19 protein-coding genes are annotated in these 23,160 nt (G+C 42.9%); 7 read left to right on the plus strand and 12 right to left on the minus strand.

All coding sequences use genetic code 11. From position 1 onward, the window contains the following. Positions 1–408 precede the first annotated feature (408 nt). Positions 409–3,708 carry a tetratricopeptide repeat protein gene (locus tag LEPTO7376_RS06785; RefSeq protein ID WP_015133473.1) on the plus strand — a complete coding sequence of 1,100 codons (3,300 nt, stop codon included), beginning with the start codon at positions 409–411 and terminating at the stop codon, positions 3,706–3,708. A 58-nt stretch (positions 3,709–3,766) separates the two neighbouring features. Here LEPTO7376_RS06785 and LEPTO7376_RS06790 read toward each other — a convergent pair whose 3' ends face one another. The 6 genes from LEPTO7376_RS06790 to acsF all read right to left on the minus strand — a co-directional run bounded on the left by LEPTO7376_RS06790 (position 3,767) and on the right by acsF (position 10,147). Then, positions 3,767–4,261 (minus strand): DUF3122 domain-containing protein, encoded by a 495-nt coding sequence (locus LEPTO7376_RS06790; RefSeq protein ID WP_015133474.1) that lies wholly within the window; start codon positions 4,259–4,261, stop codon positions 3,767–3,769. 146 nt (positions 4,262–4,407) lie between these two features. Continuing rightward, positions 4,408–5,490 (minus strand): photosystem II q(b) protein, encoded by a 1,083-nt coding sequence (gene psbA / locus LEPTO7376_RS06795; protein WP_015133475.1) that lies wholly within the window; start codon positions 5,488–5,490, stop codon positions 4,408–4,410. A 358-nt stretch (positions 5,491–5,848) separates the two neighbouring features. Then, positions 5,849–6,682 carry a fatty acid desaturase gene (locus tag LEPTO7376_RS06800; protein WP_015133476.1) on the minus strand — a complete coding sequence of 278 codons (834 nt, stop codon included), beginning with the start codon at positions 6,680–6,682 and terminating at the stop codon, positions 5,849–5,851. Positions 6,683–6,766: 84 nt separating this feature from the next. Further along, the gene (gene hemN / locus LEPTO7376_RS06805) at positions 6,767–8,170 is read right to left on the minus strand and encodes an oxygen-independent coproporphyrinogen III oxidase (RefSeq protein ID WP_015133477.1); all 1,404 of its coding nucleotides are present in this window, start codon (positions 8,168–8,170) and stop codon (positions 6,767–6,769) included. A 73-nt stretch (positions 8,171–8,243) separates the two neighbouring features. Further along, the gene (locus LEPTO7376_RS06810; RefSeq protein WP_015133478.1) at positions 8,244–8,999 is read right to left on the minus strand and encodes a heme oxygenase (biliverdin-producing); all 756 of its coding nucleotides are present in this window, start codon (positions 8,997–8,999) and stop codon (positions 8,244–8,246) included. A 71-nt stretch (positions 9,000–9,070) separates the two neighbouring features. Next, positions 9,071–10,147, minus strand: coding sequence for a magnesium-protoporphyrin IX monomethyl ester (oxidative) cyclase (acsF, locus tag LEPTO7376_RS06815; protein ID WP_015133479.1), 1,077 nt, complete (start codon positions 10,145–10,147; stop codon positions 9,071–9,073). Between the two features lie 204 nt (positions 10,148–10,351). On the opposite strand from acsF, the gene LEPTO7376_RS06820 reads away from it, so the two are divergent. From LEPTO7376_RS06820 to LEPTO7376_RS06835, 4 genes are all read left to right on the plus strand, one after another. Next, on the plus strand, positions 10,352–10,753 hold the full coding sequence (locus LEPTO7376_RS06820) for a helix-turn-helix domain-containing protein (protein WP_015133480.1): 402 nt from the start codon (positions 10,352–10,354) through the stop codon (positions 10,751–10,753). Positions 10,754–10,791: 38 nt separating this feature from the next. Further along, on the plus strand, positions 10,792–11,142 hold the full coding sequence (locus tag LEPTO7376_RS06825; RefSeq protein ID WP_160148401.1) for a hypothetical protein: 351 nt from the start codon (positions 10,792–10,794) through the stop codon (positions 11,140–11,142). A gap of 73 nt (positions 11,143–11,215) precedes the next feature. Continuing rightward, positions 11,216–11,827 carry a Uma2 family endonuclease gene (locus LEPTO7376_RS06830; protein ID WP_015133482.1) on the plus strand — a complete coding sequence of 204 codons (612 nt, stop codon included), beginning with the start codon at positions 11,216–11,218 and terminating at the stop codon, positions 11,825–11,827. Positions 11,828–11,944: 117 nt separating this feature from the next. Further along, positions 11,945–13,549: a hypothetical protein gene (locus tag LEPTO7376_RS06835; protein WP_015133483.1), complete on the plus strand. Its 1,605-nt coding sequence runs from the start codon at positions 11,945–11,947 to the stop codon at positions 13,547–13,549. Positions 13,550–13,665: 116 nt separating this feature from the next. Here the strand turns inward: LEPTO7376_RS06835 and mfd are convergent, their stop codons facing one another. Further along, on the minus strand, positions 13,666–17,148 hold the full coding sequence (mfd, locus tag LEPTO7376_RS06840; RefSeq protein WP_015133484.1) for a transcription-repair coupling factor: 3,483 nt from the start codon (positions 17,146–17,148) through the stop codon (positions 13,666–13,668). A gap of 322 nt (positions 17,149–17,470) precedes the next feature. Then, positions 17,471–18,055, minus strand: a complete 585-nt coding sequence (locus tag LEPTO7376_RS06845; RefSeq protein ID WP_015133485.1) for a hypothetical protein — start codon at positions 18,053–18,055, stop codon at positions 17,471–17,473. A gap of 199 nt (positions 18,056–18,254) precedes the next feature. On the opposite strand from LEPTO7376_RS06845, the gene LEPTO7376_RS06850 reads away from it, so the two are divergent. Beyond that, the gene (locus LEPTO7376_RS06850; protein WP_015133486.1) at positions 18,255–19,694 is read left to right on the plus strand and encodes a hypothetical protein; all 1,440 of its coding nucleotides are present in this window, start codon (positions 18,255–18,257) and stop codon (positions 19,692–19,694) included. Between the two features lie 79 nt (positions 19,695–19,773). Here the strand turns inward: LEPTO7376_RS06850 and LEPTO7376_RS06855 are convergent, their stop codons facing one another. Next, entirely contained in the window at positions 19,774–20,094 is a 321-nt protein-coding gene (locus LEPTO7376_RS06855; RefSeq protein WP_015133487.1) for an STAS domain-containing protein, read from the minus strand. 20 nt (positions 20,095–20,114) lie between these two features. Then, the gene (locus LEPTO7376_RS06860; RefSeq protein ID WP_015133488.1) at positions 20,115–20,441 is read right to left on the minus strand and encodes an STAS domain-containing protein; all 327 of its coding nucleotides are present in this window, start codon (positions 20,439–20,441) and stop codon (positions 20,115–20,117) included. 71 nt (positions 20,442–20,512) lie between these two features. Between LEPTO7376_RS06860 and LEPTO7376_RS06865 the strand changes: the two genes are divergently transcribed. Next, positions 20,513–21,619, plus strand: coding sequence for a saccharopine dehydrogenase family protein (locus tag LEPTO7376_RS06865; RefSeq protein WP_015133489.1), 1,107 nt, complete (start codon positions 20,513–20,515; stop codon positions 21,617–21,619). Here the strand turns inward: LEPTO7376_RS06865 and LEPTO7376_RS06870 are convergent. Together LEPTO7376_RS06870 and fldA are read right to left on the minus strand one after the other, a co-directional pair. After that, positions 21,616–22,365: an alpha/beta fold hydrolase gene (locus tag LEPTO7376_RS06870; protein ID WP_015133490.1), complete on the minus strand. Its 750-nt coding sequence runs from the start codon at positions 22,363–22,365 to the stop codon at positions 21,616–21,618. The two genes, LEPTO7376_RS06865 and LEPTO7376_RS06870, sit on opposite strands and share 4 nt — an antisense overlap. A 184-nt stretch (positions 22,366–22,549) precedes the next feature. Further along, positions 22,550–23,062 (minus strand): flavodoxin FldA, encoded by a 513-nt coding sequence (gene fldA / locus LEPTO7376_RS06875; RefSeq protein WP_015133491.1) that lies wholly within the window; start codon positions 23,060–23,062, stop codon positions 22,550–22,552. Positions 23,063–23,160 lie beyond the last annotated feature (98 nt).

The following is a 23,160-nucleotide window of genomic DNA, read 5'->3' on the forward strand; positions in this document are numbered from 1 at the left end:
TAAGTGTTGATTAAATAAGGATCCTAATCGACTTGGTGATTATGTCTGATATTCATCTTAGCTAGCCAATAATTGATTGATTTTTGTTTTCCATTACTTGTCTTGATGAGAAAACAAATCAAGCATTGTTGAAATTGAATATAGAGTGGTTCGTATTTTAATTATGTAGAGTCTTTTGAAAGAAGCTTTATTGTTTTATACATTCTTCACAGGAACAAACTTAATGTCTCTGATGAAAAGAGAAGATAGATAGACATCAAAATCGCCCCAATCCCAGAACAAAAAATAGTGTCAAAACTTCTTTGAAAAATTCAGAAAAAATGATCTTTCGTTTCTGTTAAGTAAGTGGAAGCCAGATTTTTAGTCTCAAGTGATGAAGATTAAGATAGAGAAAGAATGGAGACTGGTATGAAGACGAAATCTGCAACATTATTCACCCTCACTACAGCTATATTTTGTGCTGTTTTCAATGCTCAGATTCCTGCTCAATCGGCTTCAGTACTTGAGGGTACTCCGCAAGCAACACTGCAATCCAAGCCTCTCTCCTCTTCGTTACCTCTTCTTGCCCAAGCTCAAGAGTCATCTCTCTCTGCTGAAGTCGAACAACTGGTTCTGGAGGGGCTCGCCGCTTTTCAAACAGAGACAGAAGAAGGATATAAATTGGCGATCGCCAACTGGGAAATGGTCGAACCAGAGGTATTAGCTAGTGAGAGACCCGACGATATTGCTTTGCTATATCTACTGTTGGGGCGTGCTTATGATCTCTTGGGTCAAAACCAAACTGCCCTCAAATATTATGAGCAAGCTTTACCTTCTTTCCGTAGTGCAGGGGATTTGTTAGGAGAAGCCAGAGCGCTCAATTTTATCGGTCTGCTCCAAGATGGTTTTGGTGAAAGACAAGAGGCGTTTAGACTTTATGCCGAGGCATTAGCACTATCAGAGCAAGTGGGCGATCTTGAAATGCAAGCCACAGTTCTGGGTAATATTGGCTCGACTCACAATGCCCTTGGTGACAAGTTAAAAGCCATTGAGTTCTATGACCAATCAGTAGAGATTGTGCGGGAGCTGGGCAATAAAAATATGGAAGGCACTCTGCTCAATAATATTGGCTTTGCCTACAATGACCTCGGCGAAAAAGATGAGGCTTTAGAGTATTACGACCAAGCGCTGCCTCTACTAAAAGAAGTGGGCGATCGCCGGATGGAAGCCACTGTTTTGAATAATATTGGCTTAGTATATGACTCCCTCGGAGATAAACCAAAAGCCCTTGATTTCTATGATCAAGCATTGGTGATTATCCGATCCATTGGTGACCCCACGATGGAAGCCACTGTCCTTAATAATGTGGGTTTGGCGTACGATGCGCTGGGCGAAAAACAACAAGCCTTAGATGCCTATCAAAAATCTTTGCCTCTCTCGGAACTCGGTGGCGCACGCCCCATGGTGGGGACAACCCTAAACAATATTGGTCTCGTTTATTATTCCCTCGGCGAATATGATCAGGCCTTGGAATATTATCAACAGTCTTTACCAATATCGCGGGCTGTTGGCGATCGCCAAATGGTAGCCACTAGTCTCAATAATTTGGGGTTGACTTATCAAGTCCTCGCGCAACAACGGCAACATAATGAGCTGTACCTCAAGGCCTACGAGTTTTACAACGAATCTCTCTCTCTTTCCACTGAGATTGGCGATCGCCGGATGACTGCTACAACTTTAAATAATTTGGGCTTAATTTCTTCGCTAATTGATGAGCCGCAAGACACGTTAGAGATTTTTAATCTGGCATTACCGATCATTCGAGATGTGGGCGATCGTCGTATGGAAGCCACCACCCTTGGCAACATTGCCCTTGTCCACAGTAACTTGGGAGAATTTGAGCAAGCCCTCAATTTTTATAACCAAGCATTACTCTTAGCTCAAGCTGTTGGCGATCGCAGTGCAGAAGCCCTAAATCTTGTTAATCTGGCAACCCTAGAGTATGAACAGGGTCAATCAGAAGTCGCCCTCAACACAATGGAACAGGCGATCGCCATCGTCGAAGATTTACGCACGAAAGTGGTTAGCCCAGAATTGCGCCAAAGCTACTTTGCCACTGTGCAAACTTACTATCAGTTCTATATCAAATTATTGATGGAACTGGATCAGGAAAATCCTGGTCAAGGCTTTGCTCAACGAGCCTTTGCTGCGAGCGAAAAATCCCGTGCCAGAACCTTATTGGAGCTTCTCACTGAGGCCAATGCGGACATTAGAACAGGTATTGATTCCGATCTCCTTGAACAAGAAAAAACCCTCCTCGCTCAATTAAACTCAACTGAAGCTGAACGTATCGAGATTTATGGCACAGATCAGAGTACTGACATAGAGAAAGAGCAAGTCGATGTAACGTTGTCTGCTCTGGTGACAGAATATGAGGCCTTACAGGATAAAATCCGCCGTCTTAGTCCCAATTATGCTGACCTCAAATATCCTCAAACCCTTGATGTCAAAACATTACAAAACCAAATTCTTGATGAAGATACAATCCTGCTTCAATATGCACTAGGAGCAGAAAAAAGTTATCTCTGGGCAGTCACAAAAAATGAGTTCATGAGCTATGAATTGCCCTCCACTCTGGAACTTAACCCACTAATTAACGAAGCCCGACAACAGATTACCGATGTGCGAGAAGGTCTACCATCAGCCCGACAACAACAGCGCCAACAAGACCGACAAGCAACACTCCAAGAGTTGAGTCAAGTGATTTTGGCTCCTGCTGCTGTCCAGTTACAAGGCAAACGAGTTTTGGTGGTTGCTGATGGGAATCTACATTATTTACCCTTTAGTATTCTGAGTAGTACTAGTGATTACGAGCCCCTCAGCGATCGCCACGAAATTATTAATCTCCCATCTGCTTCTACCCTCGCGATTTTGCGGCAACAGGCGATCGCCCCCATTAAGCAGGATTCATCTTTCGCAATTTTTGCTGATCCGGTCTTTAATCAAGCTGATTGCCGTCTGCAAGGCCAGGGTGCAAATTGTGCTACGCCTATCCAACCTCAACAAAATTTAGAGTTAGAGATTCCAGAAAATGACCTAGCGTTACTTGCCCTAAAACGTTCGGCGAATAATTTTGAGCAGGTTAATTGGGATCGCCTTCCCGGTACTCGCACTGAAGCACAAGGGATTTTGGAGCTGCTTCCCAATAACACCGAGACCCTTAAGGCTTTTGATTTTGAGGCAAACCGTGACATCTTGATGGGCGATCGCCTCCAAAATTATGAACTGATTCATATTGCGACCCATGGCTTTCTGAATGCTAGCGAACCAGAATTATCGGGTTTAGTGTTGTCTCTGTTTGACGAAAATCAGCAGCTCCAAAATGGATTTTTACGACTCAATGACGTCTTTAATTTGAAACTAAATGCTAATCTCCTTGTGCTTAGTGCGTGTGAAACTGGACTGGGGGAAAATGTCCAAGGTGAGGGATTAGTTGGTTTGAGCCGTGGGTTTATGTATGCAGGTGTGCCGAGAATTGTGATGAGTCTCTGGCAAGTGAGCGATGAAGCGACTGCCGAATTTATGACGCGTTTTTATCGCAATTTACTTGAAGAAAAGCTCACTGCTGCCGCTGCCCTTAAAGAAACCCAACGAGAAATGCGCGAAGAGACCCAATGGACTCATCCTTACTATTGGTCTGCCTTTATCCTGCAAGGAGAATGGAACTAATCAATACAGCCGGTGGGTAAAACGATAGGCGCTGGATGGCCGGCGATCGCCCTAGTCATTACATGATCAATTGCCATTCCAGTAGGACAGCAATCGGAATCTTAATGGTGACAGGATTGTTGAGAGGCAGGTTAAGTTTTACTGTGCCGTTGGTGGGTAGTTGCGGTAAAATTTCGCTCAGATCAAATTGTCCAACATTGGGGGCTGGAGCTTCTGCCGCAAACTGATCGGGCGCTAATAGTTGTGGGCGATCGCCGTGAGTGATTTCTAAGTCGGCAGGATGGAGAAATATGGTTTGGTCGGGATAGCCAGATAAGCGCAAATCGACTTGTTTAACCTCACCATCTTTTACCCGTTTAAATAAAATCACTTGCCAAGTGTGACCCTGATTATCTCGGATAGAGTGGCGAGATTGATAGAGTATTTGTCCCGGTTTTTCTTCCTGTTGCCGGATGCTGGCATAGCTCGGAGATACCCAAGCAAAGCTACTAAATAGGAGCAATAAACTAAGACTAATAATGATTAGAATTTGTTTGAGAGATAGTCGTTGCATGATTGATAATTCCTTAGTTGATCTGATTTTGAGCCGAGATAATGACTGCATCTCTACTGCTCAAAATGAATGGCGGACAGAAAAAATCCCTACCGTGACATAGGGATTGATGGTGATGAGCTTGTTGGAGAGGAAAGGTGAAAGCGTTAGCTGTTAATCAATGGTGCCTGTAACGCCACCGGAGATTGTGTACTGGCGGCTAAATCTAGAGGGAAATTATGAACATTGCGCTCGTGCATTGTTTCGATACCGAGATTGGCACGATTGATAATATCGGCCCAGGTATTAATCACTTTCCCTTGGGAATCTAATAGAGATTGATTGAAGTTAAAGCCATTTAAGTTAAATGCAAAACAAGCAACAGCTAAAGAGGCAAACCAAATCCCAACGACAGGCCAAGCTGCAAGCAAGAAATGTAAGGCACGACTGTTATTAAAAGAGGCATATTGGAAGATTAATCGTCCAAAGTAACCATGGGCTGCAACGATGTTGTAAGTTTCCTCTTCTTGACCAAACTTATAGCCACGATTTTGAGATACACTCTCCGTTGTTTCGCGAATTAAAGAAGAAGTCACGAGAGAACCATGCATCGCTGAAAATAAGGCTCCACCGAATACACCAATCACACCAATCATGTGGAAGGGATGCATTAAAACATTGTGTTCAGCTTGCAAGACAATCATGAAATTAAAAGTGCCAGAAATTCCGAGGGGCATACCATCAGAAAATGAACCTTGCCCAATGGAGTAAACCATTAAAACAGCGGTTGCCGCAGCGACAGGGGCTGAAAAAGCGACAGCAATCCAAGGGCGCATGCCGAGTCGGTAGGAGAGTTCCCATTCGCGACCCATATAACAAAAAATGCCAAGAATAAAATGGAACACAATGAGCTGGTAGGGGCCGCCGTTATAAAGCCACTCACCCATAGATGTGGCATCCCAAATAGGATAAAAATGTAGGCCAATGGCGTTAGAACTAGGGACAACGGAAGCGGTGATAATGTTATTGCCGTATAGCAAGGAACCAGAGACTGGCTCTCGAATGCCGTCAATATCGACAGGCGGAGCTGCGATGAAAGCGAGAATAAAACAGATTGTTGCGGTTAATAATGTGGGAATCATCAATATTCCAAACCAGCCAAGATAAAAGCGGTTTTCGGTATTGGTTACCCAACGACAAAAATGTTCCCAAATAGATATTTTTGTTCCTGAATTTAGAACGGTAGTCATAATACTAATGTCCAGTTTCAAGTACTGGGATCAAGCTTTTTTGTAAACTTAATCACATTGCTACTGTAAACAAAATAATAAATAAATGACAACTCTTTTTGATGCTGTTTTTTAGGACTATATTGCCTATGCTTTGAATCCTCAATTTTTTTACTTTCAGTAATCTATCTAAATGAATACGAGTTAAAAGACTATTTAAGATCAAAAAAAGATGAACTATTATTTGTATTGTTTTTTATGTTTACTAGAGAAAGTCATAAAAGCTTGGTGAAGATCTAAAAAAATCCCACTAGATCAAATAGATCTAGTGGGATTAAAGCTGTTAATTAGATGAGAAAGAAAACTATTAATGGTGTGGTTATAAATTTGGTGGAGGCATAATGACCTTCTTTGCCAAACCCAAGCGAGATAGTAACCAAATTGCCCACCAAGTCATGTCAATTTCGTACCAACGCCAGCCTGCTTTGGCCACCCGAGGGTAGGCATGGTGATTGTTGTGCCAACCTTCGCCATACGTAAAGATTGCAGCCCACCAAAGGTTTCGAGAGTTATCGTCTACATCGAAGCGGCGATCGCCCCAAACATGGGTAGCAGAGTTAATGAGCCATGTGCTGTGCCAGAGGATAACAGCGCGGACAAAAATACCGTAAATAACCCAAGACCAACCACCCAGGACATAAAGCAATAATCCTAAGGGGATTTGTAATAAGAGAAAATTTCGATTTAGCCAGCGATAGTAGCCTTGGCGGACAAGATCAGGAGCATATTTTTTATAGCGCTTATATTCAAAGAAATCGGGAGTTGGATATAGCATCCAGAGCATATGACTCCACCAAAAGCCACGTTTTGCTGAGTAAGGATCTTGAGTTTCATCTTCTGTATGGGCATGGTGTAAACGATGTCCTGCTACCCAAAAAATTGGGCCACCTTGCAAGGCTAATGTGCCAATAAAAGCAATGGTGTATTCGAGCCATTTTGGTACTTGTAAACTGCGATGACTGAGTAAGCGGTGATAGCCTAGGCAAATGCCTATACTGCCAAATAGCCAGTGGAGAAAGATTGCGATACCAAGGCTAGACCAAGAGAAAAACCAAGGTGCCAGTAACGCTAATCCATGTACTGCCGCAAAAAAGAAAACAGAGACCCAATCTAATGGGCGTTTCTGGGTGTTTTTTGATATAGCTTTCGTCATGTAAATTACAGATTTGTTATCAACTAAATAGGTATAAAAAATAGGGAGTTAAACACTCCCTCTTATTGCAAAACCAACGTTTTTTTAGATTGCTTTAGAGAATGTTTTGTGGCGATCGCCTTTCCCTTGGAGATAAGGGTCAAAAGCAGCTGCAATATTACGAATGAGCAAACGGCCACGGGGAGTTACTTCAATGCCATCACCCCAGCGGCGCAATAAACCGTCAGCTTCGAGGTTATCGAGGATTGATAAAACGTCTGCGAAATAATCATTGAAATCGATGTCAAAGCCGAGGTGATATTTTTCTTCGAGATCCGAGGCTGACAGTTGGAATTCGCACATTAATTCCATAATCACTGTTCGTCGAATTAAGTCATCTCGACTCAACTGAAATCCTTTGGCGATGGGTAATACTCCGGCTTCAATTGCGCCATAAAAATCCTTCAGTCGTTTGTGATTTTGAATGTAGACATCCTGCAACATACTGATAGAGGTCATGCCGAAACCAAGTAAATCGGATTCCGGTTGAGTCGTATAGCCCTGGAAATTGCGGTGTAATTCTCCTTCTCGCTGGGCGATCGCCAATTCATCATCGGGTTTCGCGAAATGATCCATGCCGATAAACACATAGCCATTATGGGTCAGTTCATCAATGGTCATTTTGAAAATATCGAGTTTCTCCGCAGTGCTGGGCATTGCTGCTTGGGGCATCCGTTTTTGTACAGGTTTCAGCCAAGGCACATAGGCAAAATTGAACACTGCCACTCGATCTGGATTGAGCTTTAGGGTTTTTTGAATGGTTTCTCGGAATGTCTCTAACGTTTGGAACGGCAAACCATAAATGAGATCGACATTCACACTTTCAAAGCCAGCCTCCCGAATCCAGCTCATCACATCAAACAGCATTTGTTCTGGTTGAATACGATTGATAGCTTCTTGTACCTGGGGATTGAAATCTTGGATGCCAAAGCTAATGCGATTAAAGCCTAGCTGTCTGAGGGAAAAGATATACTCTCGATCCACATAGCAAGGATTCACTTCAATGGAAATCTCGGCATCGTCTGCAAGGGTGAAATGCTGATTGAGCGTATTCCATAGATATTCCGCCTGTTCTAAATTGAGATAATTTGGTGTGCCACCGCCCCAATGGAATTGCTGGACGCGACGATCTGGGTTTACCAATGCTGCGACTTGCTCAATATTGCGCGTTAATGCCTCTAAATATCGCGGTACAAAGTTTTTATTCTGGGTGATAATTGTGTTGCAACCGCAGAAATAACAAGGCTTTTCGCAGAAGGGAATATGACAATATAACGACAAAGGTGTCTGCTTGTGATTACCGATGGCGATCGCCGTGCGAAAAGCATCAATATCAAAATCAGCGGTTAGCTCAGTGGCAGGAGGATAACTCGTATAACGCGGCACCGATTGATTGTATTTCTGGATTAAATCCCGATCAAACTTGACCGATTGAGACAAATGTTTCATGGCAAAATAGTGCGGAATTTGTGTGCGACAATCCACTAAAAAAAGGACAGGTTGGAGAAAATATTTTAAAAACCTATTCCGTTGTGGCTAGGGCAACGGTTTGGGCATGGGGACAGCGGGCTTCGGTACTGCCGGGACGATTTTGGCGAGTCAATAAATCGAAAGTATGTTCACCAATTGCTGCTTTTACATCTGGTTCAAGATCATGCATGACAGCGCGGTTGATGGCAAAAGCATAATTTGCTTCGGCAACAATACGCTCAATGGTGGCATCGTCTAGAGGTAAGGCATCTAAGGTTGCACGGTAATTTGCTTTAAATTCACGGCGATCGCCCGGTGTCGGCAACGTATCAAATACAAACATTGTCGCCCCCAGATTATTCTCAGGCAGTTTTAGGGCAGTACGGAGAATTGATTTGAGAGCCTGCCCACCGGAAAGATCTCCCAGATAACGGGTATAAGCATGGGCAATCAACAAAATAGGATCATGACTTGCTAGTTCCTGTAACCGCAAGACATAGTACAATCCACTGCGAGTTGGTTTGATCTTTTCATCCCAATTTTTACCGTAGTAGAATTCCAAATCCGCTGCGATGTTCTCGGCTCGATTTAGCTCAGGAAAATACATTGTGCCGAGGATCGGATCGTTCTGAAAATCTAATAAAGCATCTTCTAATATGCCATAGACGAAGTACAGATTCGCCAACAGTTTACGGAATGGTGCACGCTCCACCACACCTTTCAAGAAACATTTCATGTAGGCTGTATTTTCGGAAAGAGTGTGAGATTGTTTTGTCCCTTCACGGAGCGCTTGAGATAAAGTCATCATTTTTGGTGTGTCCTGACTGGGTAGAGTGTTTAATAGAAAATTGAGAAGAAAGGAAATATTTGTGTCTAGGGTTAATGGACCTCGCAGCGGGTGCTTTCGGCATCAATAGGTTTGAAAAAATAGAGACGAATTAAGCACCAAATGATGGTCAAAATTGAAGGGAGCTTCAGGAGAAACTTTGCGATAGGGGGGCGATCGCCCATGCTGATTTCAGCCATTGTCTCGTTCGCTTCCGAACATTTATCGAGTAGTGCAAAAAACTGTGGATGATCCACATCCATAATCTCTGCAAAAGCTTTGGCAGAAGTTTCGTTGGTGTTGCGAATGACATCAATGTTGTATTGTTGTACATCCATACCAATCGCCTCATAAAAATCTGCGCGTTCAAAGACTGTGATTGTATGAGTGGCGAAGACAGTCAATAGGAAAAATCGTCCCCATAATCGCCCTTGCCAGGTGTCCCACATTTTTGGTTGCGATCGCAGGAGAGCTTTAAAGAAATCACCGTGGCGGTTCTCGTCCTGACACCAATTTTCAAAGTAGTTAAACAGTGGATAGAGATTGTGCTCGGGGTGTTTTTCGAGGTGACGGAAAACTAAGATATAACGCCAATAGCCAATTTTTTCCGACAGATAAACCGAGTAAATTACCCATTCTGGCGGGAAGAAGGTATAGGTGCGTTTTTTTGTGAGGTAACCGAGATCGAGGGATAAGCCAAAGTCCACCATCGCTTTATTAATAAATCCAGCATGGCGGGCTTCGTCGCGGGCGAGTAATCCAAAGGCTTCAGCGAGTACTGGGCTACGACCTTTTAATTTGCGGGATAGTTCTTTAAAGAGTAAGAATCCCGAAAATTCTGAGGTGCAAGATCGTTCAAGGAAATCGATAAACGCGGCGCGGGTTTTCTCATCGATGTGATCGATAGAGCCGTCAAAACTATCATCCCGGATAAAGTGATGGCGATTATAATCGGCACGCAGTTCATCTAGGGCGGCGGCAATCTCATCATCCTGGAGATCTAACACCATATTGGCGATCTCCTCAAAATCAGTCGTATAGAATCGAGGAGTGAGGAGCGTTTCTTTGACTGGCGCTTTAATGCCCGGTCGCAAAGTGACTGTATCCGATGGAGAAAATGCAGTAACCATATCAATAAAAAGTTCTTAAAAGAAGAGTGCAAAAATTGCATTCCGTAAAATCCATCATTCCGAAGGCTCTGAGGGCTGACAAGATAGTTTCTATTGCGGCCCTATAGTTACCGCAAGGGAAAAATTAGCGTAGAGATTAGGGTCTAGCCTTTTATAAAGAAATGCTAAAAGTTCAAAAAAATAATTGGGAAAAGGCTGTTTGTTATGACTGATAAAGATATTTGTTTTGATCCGTCTTACCGTTGCCCGATCCAATTTGTTGTCGATCTTCTGGGCAATAAGTGGTCAATTTTAGTATTTCGAGAATTATTTAAGGGGCCGCGCCGCACCAATGAGTTTCTAAAAGCGCTTCCTGGTATCAGCACTAAAACCCTCACCGCCCGACTCCGTGATCTTGAACATCATGGGTTAGTTCGACGAGAAGTTTTTCCAGAGATTCCACCACGGGTTGAATATTCCCTGACACCAAAGGGTTTAGAATTTCGCCCTGTTCTGATGGCCATGCATCAATTAGGAACACAATGGCTGGAACAGGAGCCTTGTATCTGTGCAATTGAAACAGGTATGCCAGAAACTGAAACGACTTCTCTTTCGATGCCCAAATAGTCTGATCCAGGAGAATGGCGATCGCCGATTTTGTTCCTATGAAAAATTTTATCTATGGTGTAGTGATCGCCACTTTATTATCCGGCTGTGGTCAAGGTTTTCGTACCCACACCGTTAACGATTCGACCCAAAGCCAAACCATTATCCTCACCAAGCAACCAAACCAAGAAAACATTTATGGTTGGATATTAGAGGGCAGTGGCGAGATTGAAGGCGAAGCTCAAATCTCAGTCATGCTCGATGAAGAACCCTACCTAACCGAAGAACTTTCGGGCATTATCGATTTTCAATGGCAAGGTGATTGGTATGCCAATGATGCAGAAATTGTATACACTCCGACTTCTGTGACTGGCGGTGAAATCCAACTCAAATATCAGTTCCATGATTAAAAATGTGCGGCGATCGCCTTTTTTATCACTTGCTAAACTTGGAATATCGAAAAACGCTTTGGTGTAAGCAGTTATGGCAACATTACAAGTTCAGAGTTCGCTACAGCCTCTAACGCTCGATTTGTCTGCATTTACACCTCAGCTCAAAATGAGTGATGAGCAGTTTTTAGAGTTTTGTCGCACCAATCGTGATTTAAGGATTGAACGTCTGGCAACAGGCGAAGTGATTGTTATGCCGCCAGCTTTTTCTGATACTGGTAACCGGAATGCCAAGCTGCTCTATCAAGTTATGGCTTGGGCAGAAGAGGATGGCACTGGTGAGACCTTTGATTCGAGTGCAGGTTTTACCTTGCCGAATGGGTCAACCAAATCGCCGGATGTGTCATGGATTCGCTTAGACCGTTGGCATCAATTATCCGATGAAGAACAAGCTTCATTTGCGCCTATTTGCCCAGATTTTGTCATTGAGTTGCGTTCGAGTAGTGATTCCCTCAAACGTTTACAAGCCAAGATGGTCGAATATATTGAAAATGGTGTAAAGCTTGGCATTTTAGTAGATCGCAAAAATCAAACTGTTTATATCTATCAACCAGACCAAGATCCACAAATTCGAGAAAAACCCGCAACTGTAGATTGCTCTCCAGAGTTACAAGGCTTATCCCTCAAGATGAAACGTATTTGGTAGAGAAATTAGGCAATTGCAAAAAAATAAACTCTAGATTTAGTCCATAGAGTGATTAGCTCTCCATTTTCATTTGGTTTCAGTAAAATAGAACATATGAATTAATAAGTTAGCTGGTTTATGACTTCTGAGCGTACACAGCAGTTAGGCAAATTGGGTGAACATGGGTTCCGAGGCTTGTGTATAAAGGCGGGCATCACAGTAATTGACTCTAAAGAAGAAGATGTCATGGGTTGGGATTTTCTCGTAGAGCTTCCCATTGAAAATATCCAAGGGCAACCAAGGGACTTAGCTCCTTCACCAATAAAATGTTTAGTACAAGTTAAAGCAACTGACTTAGAAAAGAAACAACGAAGCATTGAAGTATCAAGTTTAGAGAAATTAGTAAAAGCCCAGATGCCTGCATTCTACTGCTTCGTACATTTTGATGGTCAAAATGCACCGCAGTCTGCCTATTTAGTTCATGTAGGTAATGAGATAACTCAAAAGACTTTAAAAAGAATAAGAGAGTTGGACAATAAAGGAGAAAGTGCTCGTTTAAATAAGCATAAAATTTCAATCACGTATGATGAAGCAAACATCATTGATTTAAACCGAGATGATGATTTGAAGAGAGCCATTCACAAGTATATCCCAAAGACATTAGAGTCTTATCTTCAAGCGAAATCAGAATATCAACAAAAAATTGGTTTTGAAAATGGCTGTGGAGACTTGAACATCACCCTTGAGGGAGAAGATGAGATCAAAAAACTTATTAATCTCAGCTTAGGAATTTCAGATGAAGTCACTGTCAAAAACGGAAAATATTTCCACAAAAGATTTGATCTTGTTTCTCTACAACCCATGTTCGAGGTTTCTGAAGCCAAACTAACTCTTAAGCCTACTCCTCGAGCAGTAAGTATAAGATTCAGATATCATGAATTTGATGAGGGTATTCAGTTTGATGCCCTGCTTTATGCAACTCCAATAAAATTATATGCAGAAGAAATTTATCCTCGATTTCGGATCAAAAACGACTTTTTGGAAATTGTTTCTAAAGTAGAAGTGAGCCGAGATAAAAAAATAGAAACCAAAGTGAAAATTTATTTTGAATATTTAGAAGGAGAAGTTGATTTCAATCTTTTAAAGAAATATTTTTCTGTTGCCAATTTTTTTGATGAAAGAAAGGACTCTTCAACGCTTGAAATACAGTTTGAAGAATATGAAGATGTTATATCTATACCATTTACTGGTATTACAGATTCTTTTAATGATCACTCATTCCTCCATGATACGATTGGAAAGTTCTTTTTTATTTGTAGGGAATTCGGTCTTCAGACACTAAAAAAGACAGTAAGCATCGATAGTCTATTTAATGCAAATCAAACAGTCTGTTTGCTATATCGTATTTTGAATACTAATCCCAAAGATTTAGCCTTTAGCTTTGAACTTTTATCAGGTAAAGCTAATATAGAAAAATATGATTGTAAAGTTAGATTTTTCAGTTTTAAAATAGGTCAATCTACATTGATACTCTATCTGGCTTTTGTTGGTTCTATCGTACGACTAGAAAGTCAAAAATATCAATTATTTGTTGATAGAATTATTTATGGTTCTCCCATAATTTGTCGAACAGATGAGTTTTCTCAACAATTAGCTGAGCAAAAATCGGAAGAATTTATTCAATATTTAGAAAGTGAAGATATGGGTTTGTTTCCTTTTTTTGTTAGCCAAACACTATTGTAGTTGTGTTGAATTCATGGTCTAAATCTAATAGCATAGTTTTAATTCTACCCCCAAAGAGATTGGCAGATTGATGAAGGTTATTTGTTCATATATCTAGGCGATCACCCATCTTTCTACTAAACAACTGAGGCTTCAGCTAAAGCTCCTTGCATCATGCCTAACCATTGAATGAGGTTGTCAAGTTGTTGTTGAGGTTTAATTGTGCCGAGACCTCGTACAGTTACTTTTTTCGGCGTATAAACAAAACGTGAATGAAGATGTTTCGGTAGTTTTTCTTCGAGGAGTTTCCAGGCTGGTTCTTCCATGGGAGTTTCTAATAAAATATTTTGTTTACCTTCAGGTTTGATGCGAGAAAAACCAAGAGATTTAGCAATACTTTTAAGTTCGATTACTTGTAAAAGTTGTTCAACAGAAGATGGTAATTTGCCGTAACGTTCTGTCCATTCTGATGCGATTTGCATACGTTCTGGTTTGGAGTTGGCGTTAGTGATGAGACGATAGGCATCCAGTTTTTGCTCGGTATCAGTAATGTAATTACCGGGAATGAATGCAGTAAGTTTGAGATCGACTTGGCAATCATCGACCTGTGGGATTTCTTGACCACGAATTTCGCTGATACATTCCTGCAACATATCCATATAAAGATCAAAGCCGATCGCCTCCATTTGGCCGGACTGTTCTGCGCCGAGGAGATTACCGACACCCCGGATTTCCATGTCACGCATCGCCAATTGATAGCCAGAACCTAACTGACTGAATTCCTGTAATGCTCGCAGACGTTTCCGTGCTTTTTCCGTGAGTTCGCCTTTACTGGGATAGAGCAGCCATGCGTGTGCCTGAATACCTGATCGCCCGACCCGTCCTCTGAGTTGATAAAGCTGAGATAAGCCAAATTTCTGGGAATCTTCCACAATAATCGTGTTTACTCGGGGAATATCTAAGCCAGACTCCACAATAGTCGTGCAAAGTAAGATATCCGCCTCGCCATTGCTGAAGGTGAGCATCGTTGCTTCCAGATCAGACTCATTCATCTGGCCATGGGCGATCGCCACCCGTGCGGAGGGAATCATTTCGCGTAGTTGTCCAGCAATCTCTTCGATACCTTCAACGCGGGGAACGACATAAAAAATTTGGCCACCGCGATCAAGCTCATTGCGGAGAGCCGTCCGAATCGCCTCTGATTGATAGCGAGAAACATGGGTTTGAATGGGGCGACGGGATGGTGGTGGCGTCGTGATGAGGCTCATCTCCCGAATGCCTGAGAGAGACATATAAAGCGTCCGCGGAATCGGAGTGGCGGAGAGCGTCAAGACATCAACCTTTGTTTTCATTGCCTTGATTTTTTCTTTTTGATTCACACCAAAGCGCTGCTCTTCATCGACGACAAGCATTCCGAGATCTTTGAATTTGACTTCTTTTCCTAAGAGCTTCTGTGTGCCGACAACGATATCGAGTTCGCCATTTTTAAGTCGCTGCATAATTTCCTTTTGTTCGGAGGCGGTGCGGAAACGGTTGAGCAGACCGATGTTGATGGGATAGGGCGAAAATCTTTCTTTGAGTGTGTGGTAGTGCTGCTGGGTCAGGATTGTTGTCGGAGCCAATAACGCTACCTGTTTATGACCGCTAGTCACCACTTTAAAAATAGCGCGGATTGCTACCTCAGTTTTACCGAAACCCACATCGCCACAGACGAGTCTATCCATCGGGCGATCGCTCTCCAAATCCCGCTTGATGTCCTGTACAGCCTTGAGTTGATCCGGTGTCGCTTGGTAAGGAAAAGAATCTTCCATCTCCTGTTGCCACGGTGCATCCACTGGGTAAATGGTGCCTTTCATTTCGGCGCGCTGAGCATAAATTTTGAGGAGATCGACGGCTAATTTTTTAACCGATTTACGGACTTTATTTTTTGTTTTCTCCCAAGCTTTACCACCTAGTTTGTGGAGTTGGGGGCGACCTTTTGCTGTCTTGCGATAACGAGATAAGGTATCGAGAGAATCTGCTGGAATTCTCAGCAAACCATCGGCATATTTAATGGCTAAATATTCACGGGATTGCAGCACTTCCATCTTGAGGAAACGACCGACCCCATGACTTTTGTGGACAACGTAATCACCCGGACGAAGCTTATTAACATCAACAGTTTTTGATGCTGCCCGTCGCCGTTTGCGGATATAGCCAAAACTAGTGAGAGTGTGCTGTCCAAAGAATTCTTTATCAGTGACAATCGCAATGCGATAGGTCGGCAAAATAAACCCTTCGAGTTCCGCTTGACCTTTATATTTCAGGGCGATCGCCGTGCCTTGGATTTGGTGTTTTTTGATGGCAGGAAAATCTTTGGGGTTTGGGATAAACTGTGCGGCGCAATCATGTTCTTGGAGCAAGGATACCGAACGGGATGGTTGCGCGGAAACGAGCCAAGTATTGTACTTATCGAGGGTGATGGTGCTGTAAATTTCCCGTTTACCCCGTAGAATTTCTGCCAACTTCCCGAATTGATGGGGTGTAATCGGTAGGGGACGACTGGATAAATTAATCGCTTTATCTGTTGCGTCGTCTAGTTCAGACAGAATGATCCGATGGAATGCATCCTGCAATAACTCAAAAGATTCTTCCGTAGTTCGGTGGATTTTCGGTAGAGTCTGTTCGCCATTAATCAGCTTCCACTGGGCATCAATCGTTTCAAAGGTTTTATTGCCATGGGCTAAACATTGATCGCGTTCATCGACAGCAACCAGCGTATCCTCGGGTAAATAATCTAGGAGTGATGCCACCTCATTAAACGCTACCCCAAGAAATCGTTGCATCCCTTCTGGATAATTCCCTTCACCCCATTGTTCTAATTCTTCATCAGTTAGATTTAAATCTGTTGGATCGGCGATCGCCTGACCAATAAGCGGACTAAATCTAGTGGGTGTTAACTTTAAAATCTTTAACTTGTCGAGAGAACGTTGGGTTGCTGGGTCAAACTCCCGAATGCTTTCTAGCTCATCCCCAAAGAAATCTAACCGTACTGGCAGCTCCGACGACACCGGGAAAATATCGACAATATCACCACGCCTTGTCCATTGTCCCTCCGTCTCCACAAGGGTTGTGCGCTCATATCCCAACCTTTCCAGAGTGGAGGCGATCGCCTTCCCGTCAGTTTCTTCCCCAGGTTGCAACGTCAAACAATAATCCGCAAATACATCTCCCGGTGGCAAATGGGGTTGCAAAGCCTTTTCCGTCGCCACAATCGCCAGCTTTTTACTATTCGGTGATGACTGGTGACTCATCACCGATAACGTTTGCATCTGTCCCCAAACCATCTCCGATTCGGTATCAAACGCCTCATAGGGAGAAGCCTCAGAAGTCGGATAAAACAGCACTTGACTCCAGCCCATCGCCTCCAATTGCGCCGCCCAACGCCCTGCCTCCTCTAACGTTGCACAAACGACCAATAAATTCTTTTCTTGCACCTGCGCAATGCTCGATGCCACCAAACCCTTTGGCAAACGCGGTAAGCCACTAAGCTGAATTTCTTGACGCTTAATGAGCTTTTGATTGAACTCTTCAGTAAGTGGTGAGCGGCTGAGGTAGCGGACAACTGAATCAAAGGTCATAGGAGTCGCAATAGAGATATGCAGATTAATAACTTAATACAACCTACTGCGCAGCGTCATTACTGGATATCCGTCGGGTCTATGTTTACGAATCTCTTGGCGATCGCCTTGAGAATAGGGTAAGGCTGCAAATTTTTAGTACAGCTATCAAATCACCCTACGATCTCGCGAAATCGAGCAGTGAGGATAAACAAGTGGGCGATCGCCATTACAACAGTCCTTGTACATCAAAGTACTCCAAACAGATCAACCTAGACAGCAGACAACCGCCTTTTTCTTGTTAATAGCCAGTAAATAAAGCCTTCTCAACCTAGACTGCTATCTATTGCTCGTAGGGAGGTGCACATTGAGTGTCGTAGTACAGCTTTGGCAGTTCCGAATAGAAATACTGTCCAGACGGCTCAACCGTTTGCCAACTTGTGGCGACCCCATCCCCAAGACAATACTCATATGTAGACTCTATGTACGCACCGAACAGAGAAAAATCTAGCTCAAACCAAGTTGGTGGTGTCCATCCCAAAACATATCGAAAGAAACTAGAGGCAACATCTTGGTCATAGCGGAATTTATTCGCATCACTATCAGGAAGATCAAGAAAAACATCTTGGGCTTTTTCATTTACGAATAAAATAGAAAACTTTGTTCCAGCAGGCAAAGTGGGAATTGCCGCACGTAAGCCCGTAGTGTTGAAGGTATAAATTCGTTGGGTATTTGTTCCGTCATCAAGCGTGGTGAGGCGGGTATAATATCGACCAAACGCAGTCTCAACAGTTGCTAAATCTTCATTAAATACAGCATTTCCTGCCATTGCGGGAGTTGCATTAAAGATACTAAAAGCGCCAACAGTAGTCGCTATTACAGCTTGGGTTAGAACAGGTAGAGACTTCTGAAAAGATAGCAATTTCATGAATTATAAAGTCCACAGAAATATAGCAAAAGCAACCTAATTATCTCATAGGACTACTTTCAGATATCGTTGCTAAGGAACTGAATAATGGGTTCTTCGTACTTGTAAAAACTTGTATTCGATGATTGGGCGATCGCCGCAACTCTTGATCCAGCGACTAAATTTAAAGAGAGAACTTAAATGAGAGCGTGACGGAGCTGTGAAATCTGAAGAGATTTATCAACTGGCCCAACAAGGGAATCCAAGGGCGATCGCCGAAATTCTGAAGGCTGAACTTCGCAATCAAGGTATTCGGGTGATGGTCAAGATGCCAGCGGAAAAACATCTCAAGATTATTTTTGAAGGTGCCATAACTCCAGACCAACAAAAAATCGAAGCGCAACTACAATCTTTGCAATCCTATTGGCAAAAGCATTTAACTTTGACGATTACAGCCGTTGGATGTCGATTTGGAGAACTAGAGCCGGATTGGGAATGGACGATCGCCAAAGGATTACTTTCATCAGAGGAACGCCAACAATCTTCCGCAGACATCGCAAAAATCAAAAAATCGCCTGAAGCTAAACAGCAGCGTACAGATTTAGCGAGGCAACTACAAAAAATTTTGGCACCGCATCTCTGGCATAGTCAGATCACCCAAACCAGTAATGCCTTGGTGATTAAACTCAATGTCATAGAAACTGTTGACCGTCACCACTGCCGTCAGGTTATCCAAACCTCTGTTCAATCCTTGAATGCTGACGAGATTCGTAAGGTTTATCTCAACGTCTATCATCGCCAACAACAAAAATATCTCTGGAAAGAAGTCTTTGCACCTCAAGATGCTTTCAATGCAAATATTGCCATCGCTCGCTCACCTCAAAAACAATGGCGATCGCCCACTAAAGAAACCATTCAGGCGATCGCCATTGGGTTAGGCATAGGTGTTGCAATCTTTGTGATTCCCTTCAGCCGGTTCATCTTGAATACTTTTTTGACCTTTGTGCATGAGTTGGGACATGCAGTAGCATTTTGGGCATTTGGCTATCCTGCAGTACCGAGCTTCGATTTTATTTTTGGTGGAGGTATCACCCTCGCCCTCAATCAAGTCGGCATCCTCGTCGCAGTAGTTTATATCTTGCTGGGATACATTGCTTTCCTCTATCGGCGCAATTCACGCACATTAATTCTGTTGGGCGGTTTAGCAGTGCTGCATCTTCTCTGTTTAATCAGTCCTTGGCATCAAGCAGCTATCACCATGATGGGTCATGTCGCCGAGATTTTGGCGGTCTTCATTTGTGGCTATTTCGCCCTCGGTAGATATTTTTGCTATGTTGGCGGCGAACAAACAATGTATGCAATGTTGTCCGGATTTAGTTTCCTCGAAAATTGCTCATTCTTCGGCAAGCTTATGTTTAGCGACACCTTTCGGATTACCTACCGTGTCGGCAAAGGCGGCTTACTCGACAATGACTTGGTTCTACTGTCTAATGTCCATTTTCCCCTTGGATTAGAAGGAACTGCCTCTCTCTTTTTTCTCTGCACCATAGCCATGCCCATTTTGGCTTGGTGCACATTCCGTTATGAACCCTTATGGATAAGAGGTTTTTATAATCTGTGTCAGCGATATCCAGAATCAGATTTGCCTACATCACGGTAGAAGGAATTTTTCTGAGAGATTTTTAATGTCATTCAATCGGGCGATCGCCATAACCGACCCATTACAAAATAATGAGGCTTTAGCCTTGAGCGTGCTCTAAAAACTCTTCTTGTGAGCTGAAAATCTCGAAAATACTATCCATATTGGTTAGCTCAAACAGCATCTTAATTTGCTGATTGACGCTGCAGAGATACATTTTGCAGCCATGCGCTCGCACTGTTTTGAGGAGTAGTACTAGAGAGCCAAGACCAGCACTGTCCATAAACGTAATCCCTGAGAAATCCAGGAGGATTCGCTTTGCTCCTTCATCGGTCACGCTCTTGAGCAAATCATCTCGAAACTCTAGAACCTTAATGTTGTCAAAGATTCCAGTCGGGTGAAATGTTTTAAGTTGATCCATAGCCTTGCGGAGTCAAAAAATTAACCAAGGGGGTCTAAGTATTGACGCTTAAATTCTTCTTGATCCGTAAAAATGTCAAAAATTTGATCCATACTCGTTAACTCAAACAGCATTTGTAACTGGTGGTTAAGGGAGCAGAGGTAGAGCTGAGATCCCGCATTGCGAACTTCTTTACGGGCGAGCACCAAAGCCCCAAGACCTGAGCTATCCATAAATGTCACTTGACTAAAGTCTACCAACACCATCGAGGCTTGTTTGGCTCCTTCAATGATTTGGCGGCGAAAGCTTACAGCTTTGTTGTTATCCAAAATATCGGCTGGCTTAACTACAGTGACATTCGGAGACATAAAGTGCTAGGTAAGAGTTGATGCGCTAACTTTTTAACGATACCAAAACTTGGGCAACTCAGGGCGGTGTAATGGTACAAAAAATCTTAATCTTGGGCGGAACTGGACAGATTGGTCAGCGAGTTGCAGCTGATCTTGCCAAACAAGGTTCGGTGTCTATTACGGTGACAGGGAGACGTGCAGGGTCTGACCCTCTCTCTACCTCTACACCAAAGGTTGGATTTTTACAGCTTGATCTAGGTTGGCAAGGGAAGTTACGACAGGCGATCGCCGACCATGACCTTGTGATTCACTGTGCGGGGCCATTCCATCGGCGTGATGGACGAGTATTGCGAGCATGCATTGCTGAGCGTACAAACTATATTGATGTGAGCGACCATCGTTGTCTCTACGAAAAGATAAAACCTCTATGCGCAGAGGCTAAAGCGGCAGGGATTACAGCGATTTGTAATGTGGGTGTGTTTCCGGGTATTTCCAATAGCATGGTGCGCTTTGGGGTCGAGCAGTTAGATAAATCGGAAAAGATCGAATTGTATTACGGTGTAGCAGGTTCTGGAGGCGCTGGCGAAACGGTAATGACCACGACCTTCTTGGGCTTATTGGAACCTTTTTCTGTGTGGCAGGATGGCCAATGGATGAAGAAACAACCTTATTCCGAGCCCCAGCAAATCGATTTCCCAGTTCCTATTAGCAAAGCGACTGTTTATTGGTTTGATGTGGCGGAAACTTTTACGTTTGCAGAATCTTTCCCTGTTAAAACGGTCATTACAAAGTTCGGGTCTATCCCGCATATTTATAATCAGCTCACACGCACCATGACGCTTTTGCCCTCTGGTCTGCTCAAAAATTCTAGGGTGATCAAAAGTTTATCGAAAATTAGTTATGGCATGACGCAAGTGAGCGATCGCCTTACTGGTGTAGGAGTGGCCATGCGAGCGATTGTCACAGGAGTAAAAGATGGTAAACCGACACAAGTGACTATTGATATGGTGCATGAGCATACGGCGATCGCCGCAGGACAGGGCGTTGGCTTAGTCGCAGAATTACTACTCACTCAGCGACTCAGTAAAAAAGGCTTATATCCAGTCGAACAAATTATTCCCAGCGATTTATTTCTGGAATTGGCGACAAAGCGAGATATTCAAATTTTTATAAAATCTCAACAGATCTCCAACTAAGCAGAGATTGAGAAAAAGTCATAAACTTCTTGCTGTGCAACGAATTTAGCTGTTGCCTCAGCTGTTTTTTGAGGATAAAAATAATGGAAAAAGTAGCGACCTTCAGGACATTGCCAAAAATGATCTGTTTGCTTCATCCAAGGTCGCCAATCTTTTTGTAATTTAGGATCGATAATGACATCATCTTCGCTACAGCAAACCATTAGCGGGACAGTTATCCCCTTCGGCGTTAATCTCAGGGTTTGATACAGCGTATGCAAAGACAGAGCTGTCTGTAGATCCTGCTCTAAAAGATTGATGAGATTCAGAACCGTGTCATTACTCTGTATCCCAAACAAGTTGTAAACGGTCTGCTTTAAAAGGACTGTACGCGGACAAGGTAGTAGCCTGAGTTGAGCATAGTAATGGGCTTGCCAGTCAATAGCTGGGTATGCGCCAACAGAAAATAGTGTTAGGGACTTAATTTTTTTCGGGTAGTTATAAGCGTATAACAGAGCAAGTAAGCCACCTGTACCATGGCCCATGAGATGAAGTGGGCGATCGCTTTGACTTAAGTATTCATGGAGAAGCTGAATCGTATTATCAAGGGAAGCTCCTTCATCAAGAGATTGAGTATAATCCCACGTTGCAACTTTATAAGACTTCGATAATTCTCTTAAAAAAGGCTGATTAAAAACTTTTAATGCTGGACTTACATTAATCCACAAAATATCTACTGCATCCAACAAAGAGAATTTGTCCATCATTAAAAATAAACCTTAAATTGATTTTGTCTATCTGAATTGTCTACTTCTTTTAAAATCAACTTCTAAAAAACTAGATTGCTGAAAAAGATTGAGGTGAAAAATCTAAACCTAGTAAAGACAGTTACTAAAAAAAGAAATGAGGAGTCAGTATCGCGACTCCCCACACATGAGGAAAATTTAAACTTTAAAGGCCAAATGCTGGCTTGATTTGAGCGACCCATGCAGAGATACGATCAGCTGTCATTTCGGATTGATTATCTTCATCCAGAGCAAGGCCAACGAACTTACCACCGCGATCCGCTTTTGATGCAGTGTGCTCATATCCATCAGTAGACCATTGGCCAACTGTTTTACCACCAAGGCCAGAAATTTTCTCTTCTAGCATCCCCATGGCATCTTGGAAATTGTCGCCATAACCGATCTGATCACCAGCGCCAAAATAGGCGACTGTTTTACCGCTAAAATCAACATCATCAAGATCTTCATATAGTCCGCCCCAATCGGATTGCAGCTCTCCGATATCCCATGTGGGACAACCAATAATTAAATATTCATAGTTACTGAGATCGCTAGCATCGATGTCAGCTGCATCAAAAAGATCAACAACACTTTCGCCACCAAGTTCTGTGCGAATCGTTTCTGCAATCTCTTCAGTATTGCCTGTTTGAGTACCAAAAAATAGACCAATTTTTGCCATGATAAATTCCGTTGAAGTGAATGTAAATTAAGAGGAAAACAAATCGGCATCTCTAATCAAAAGATTTTCAAAGAGGGATACAAATCTTTCGATGTCAG

The sequence above is a fragment of the [Leptolyngbya] sp. PCC 7376 genome, from assembly GCF_000316605.1.
Taxonomy (GTDB): Bacteria; Cyanobacteriota; Cyanobacteriia; order Cyanobacteriales; family MRBY01; genus MRBY01.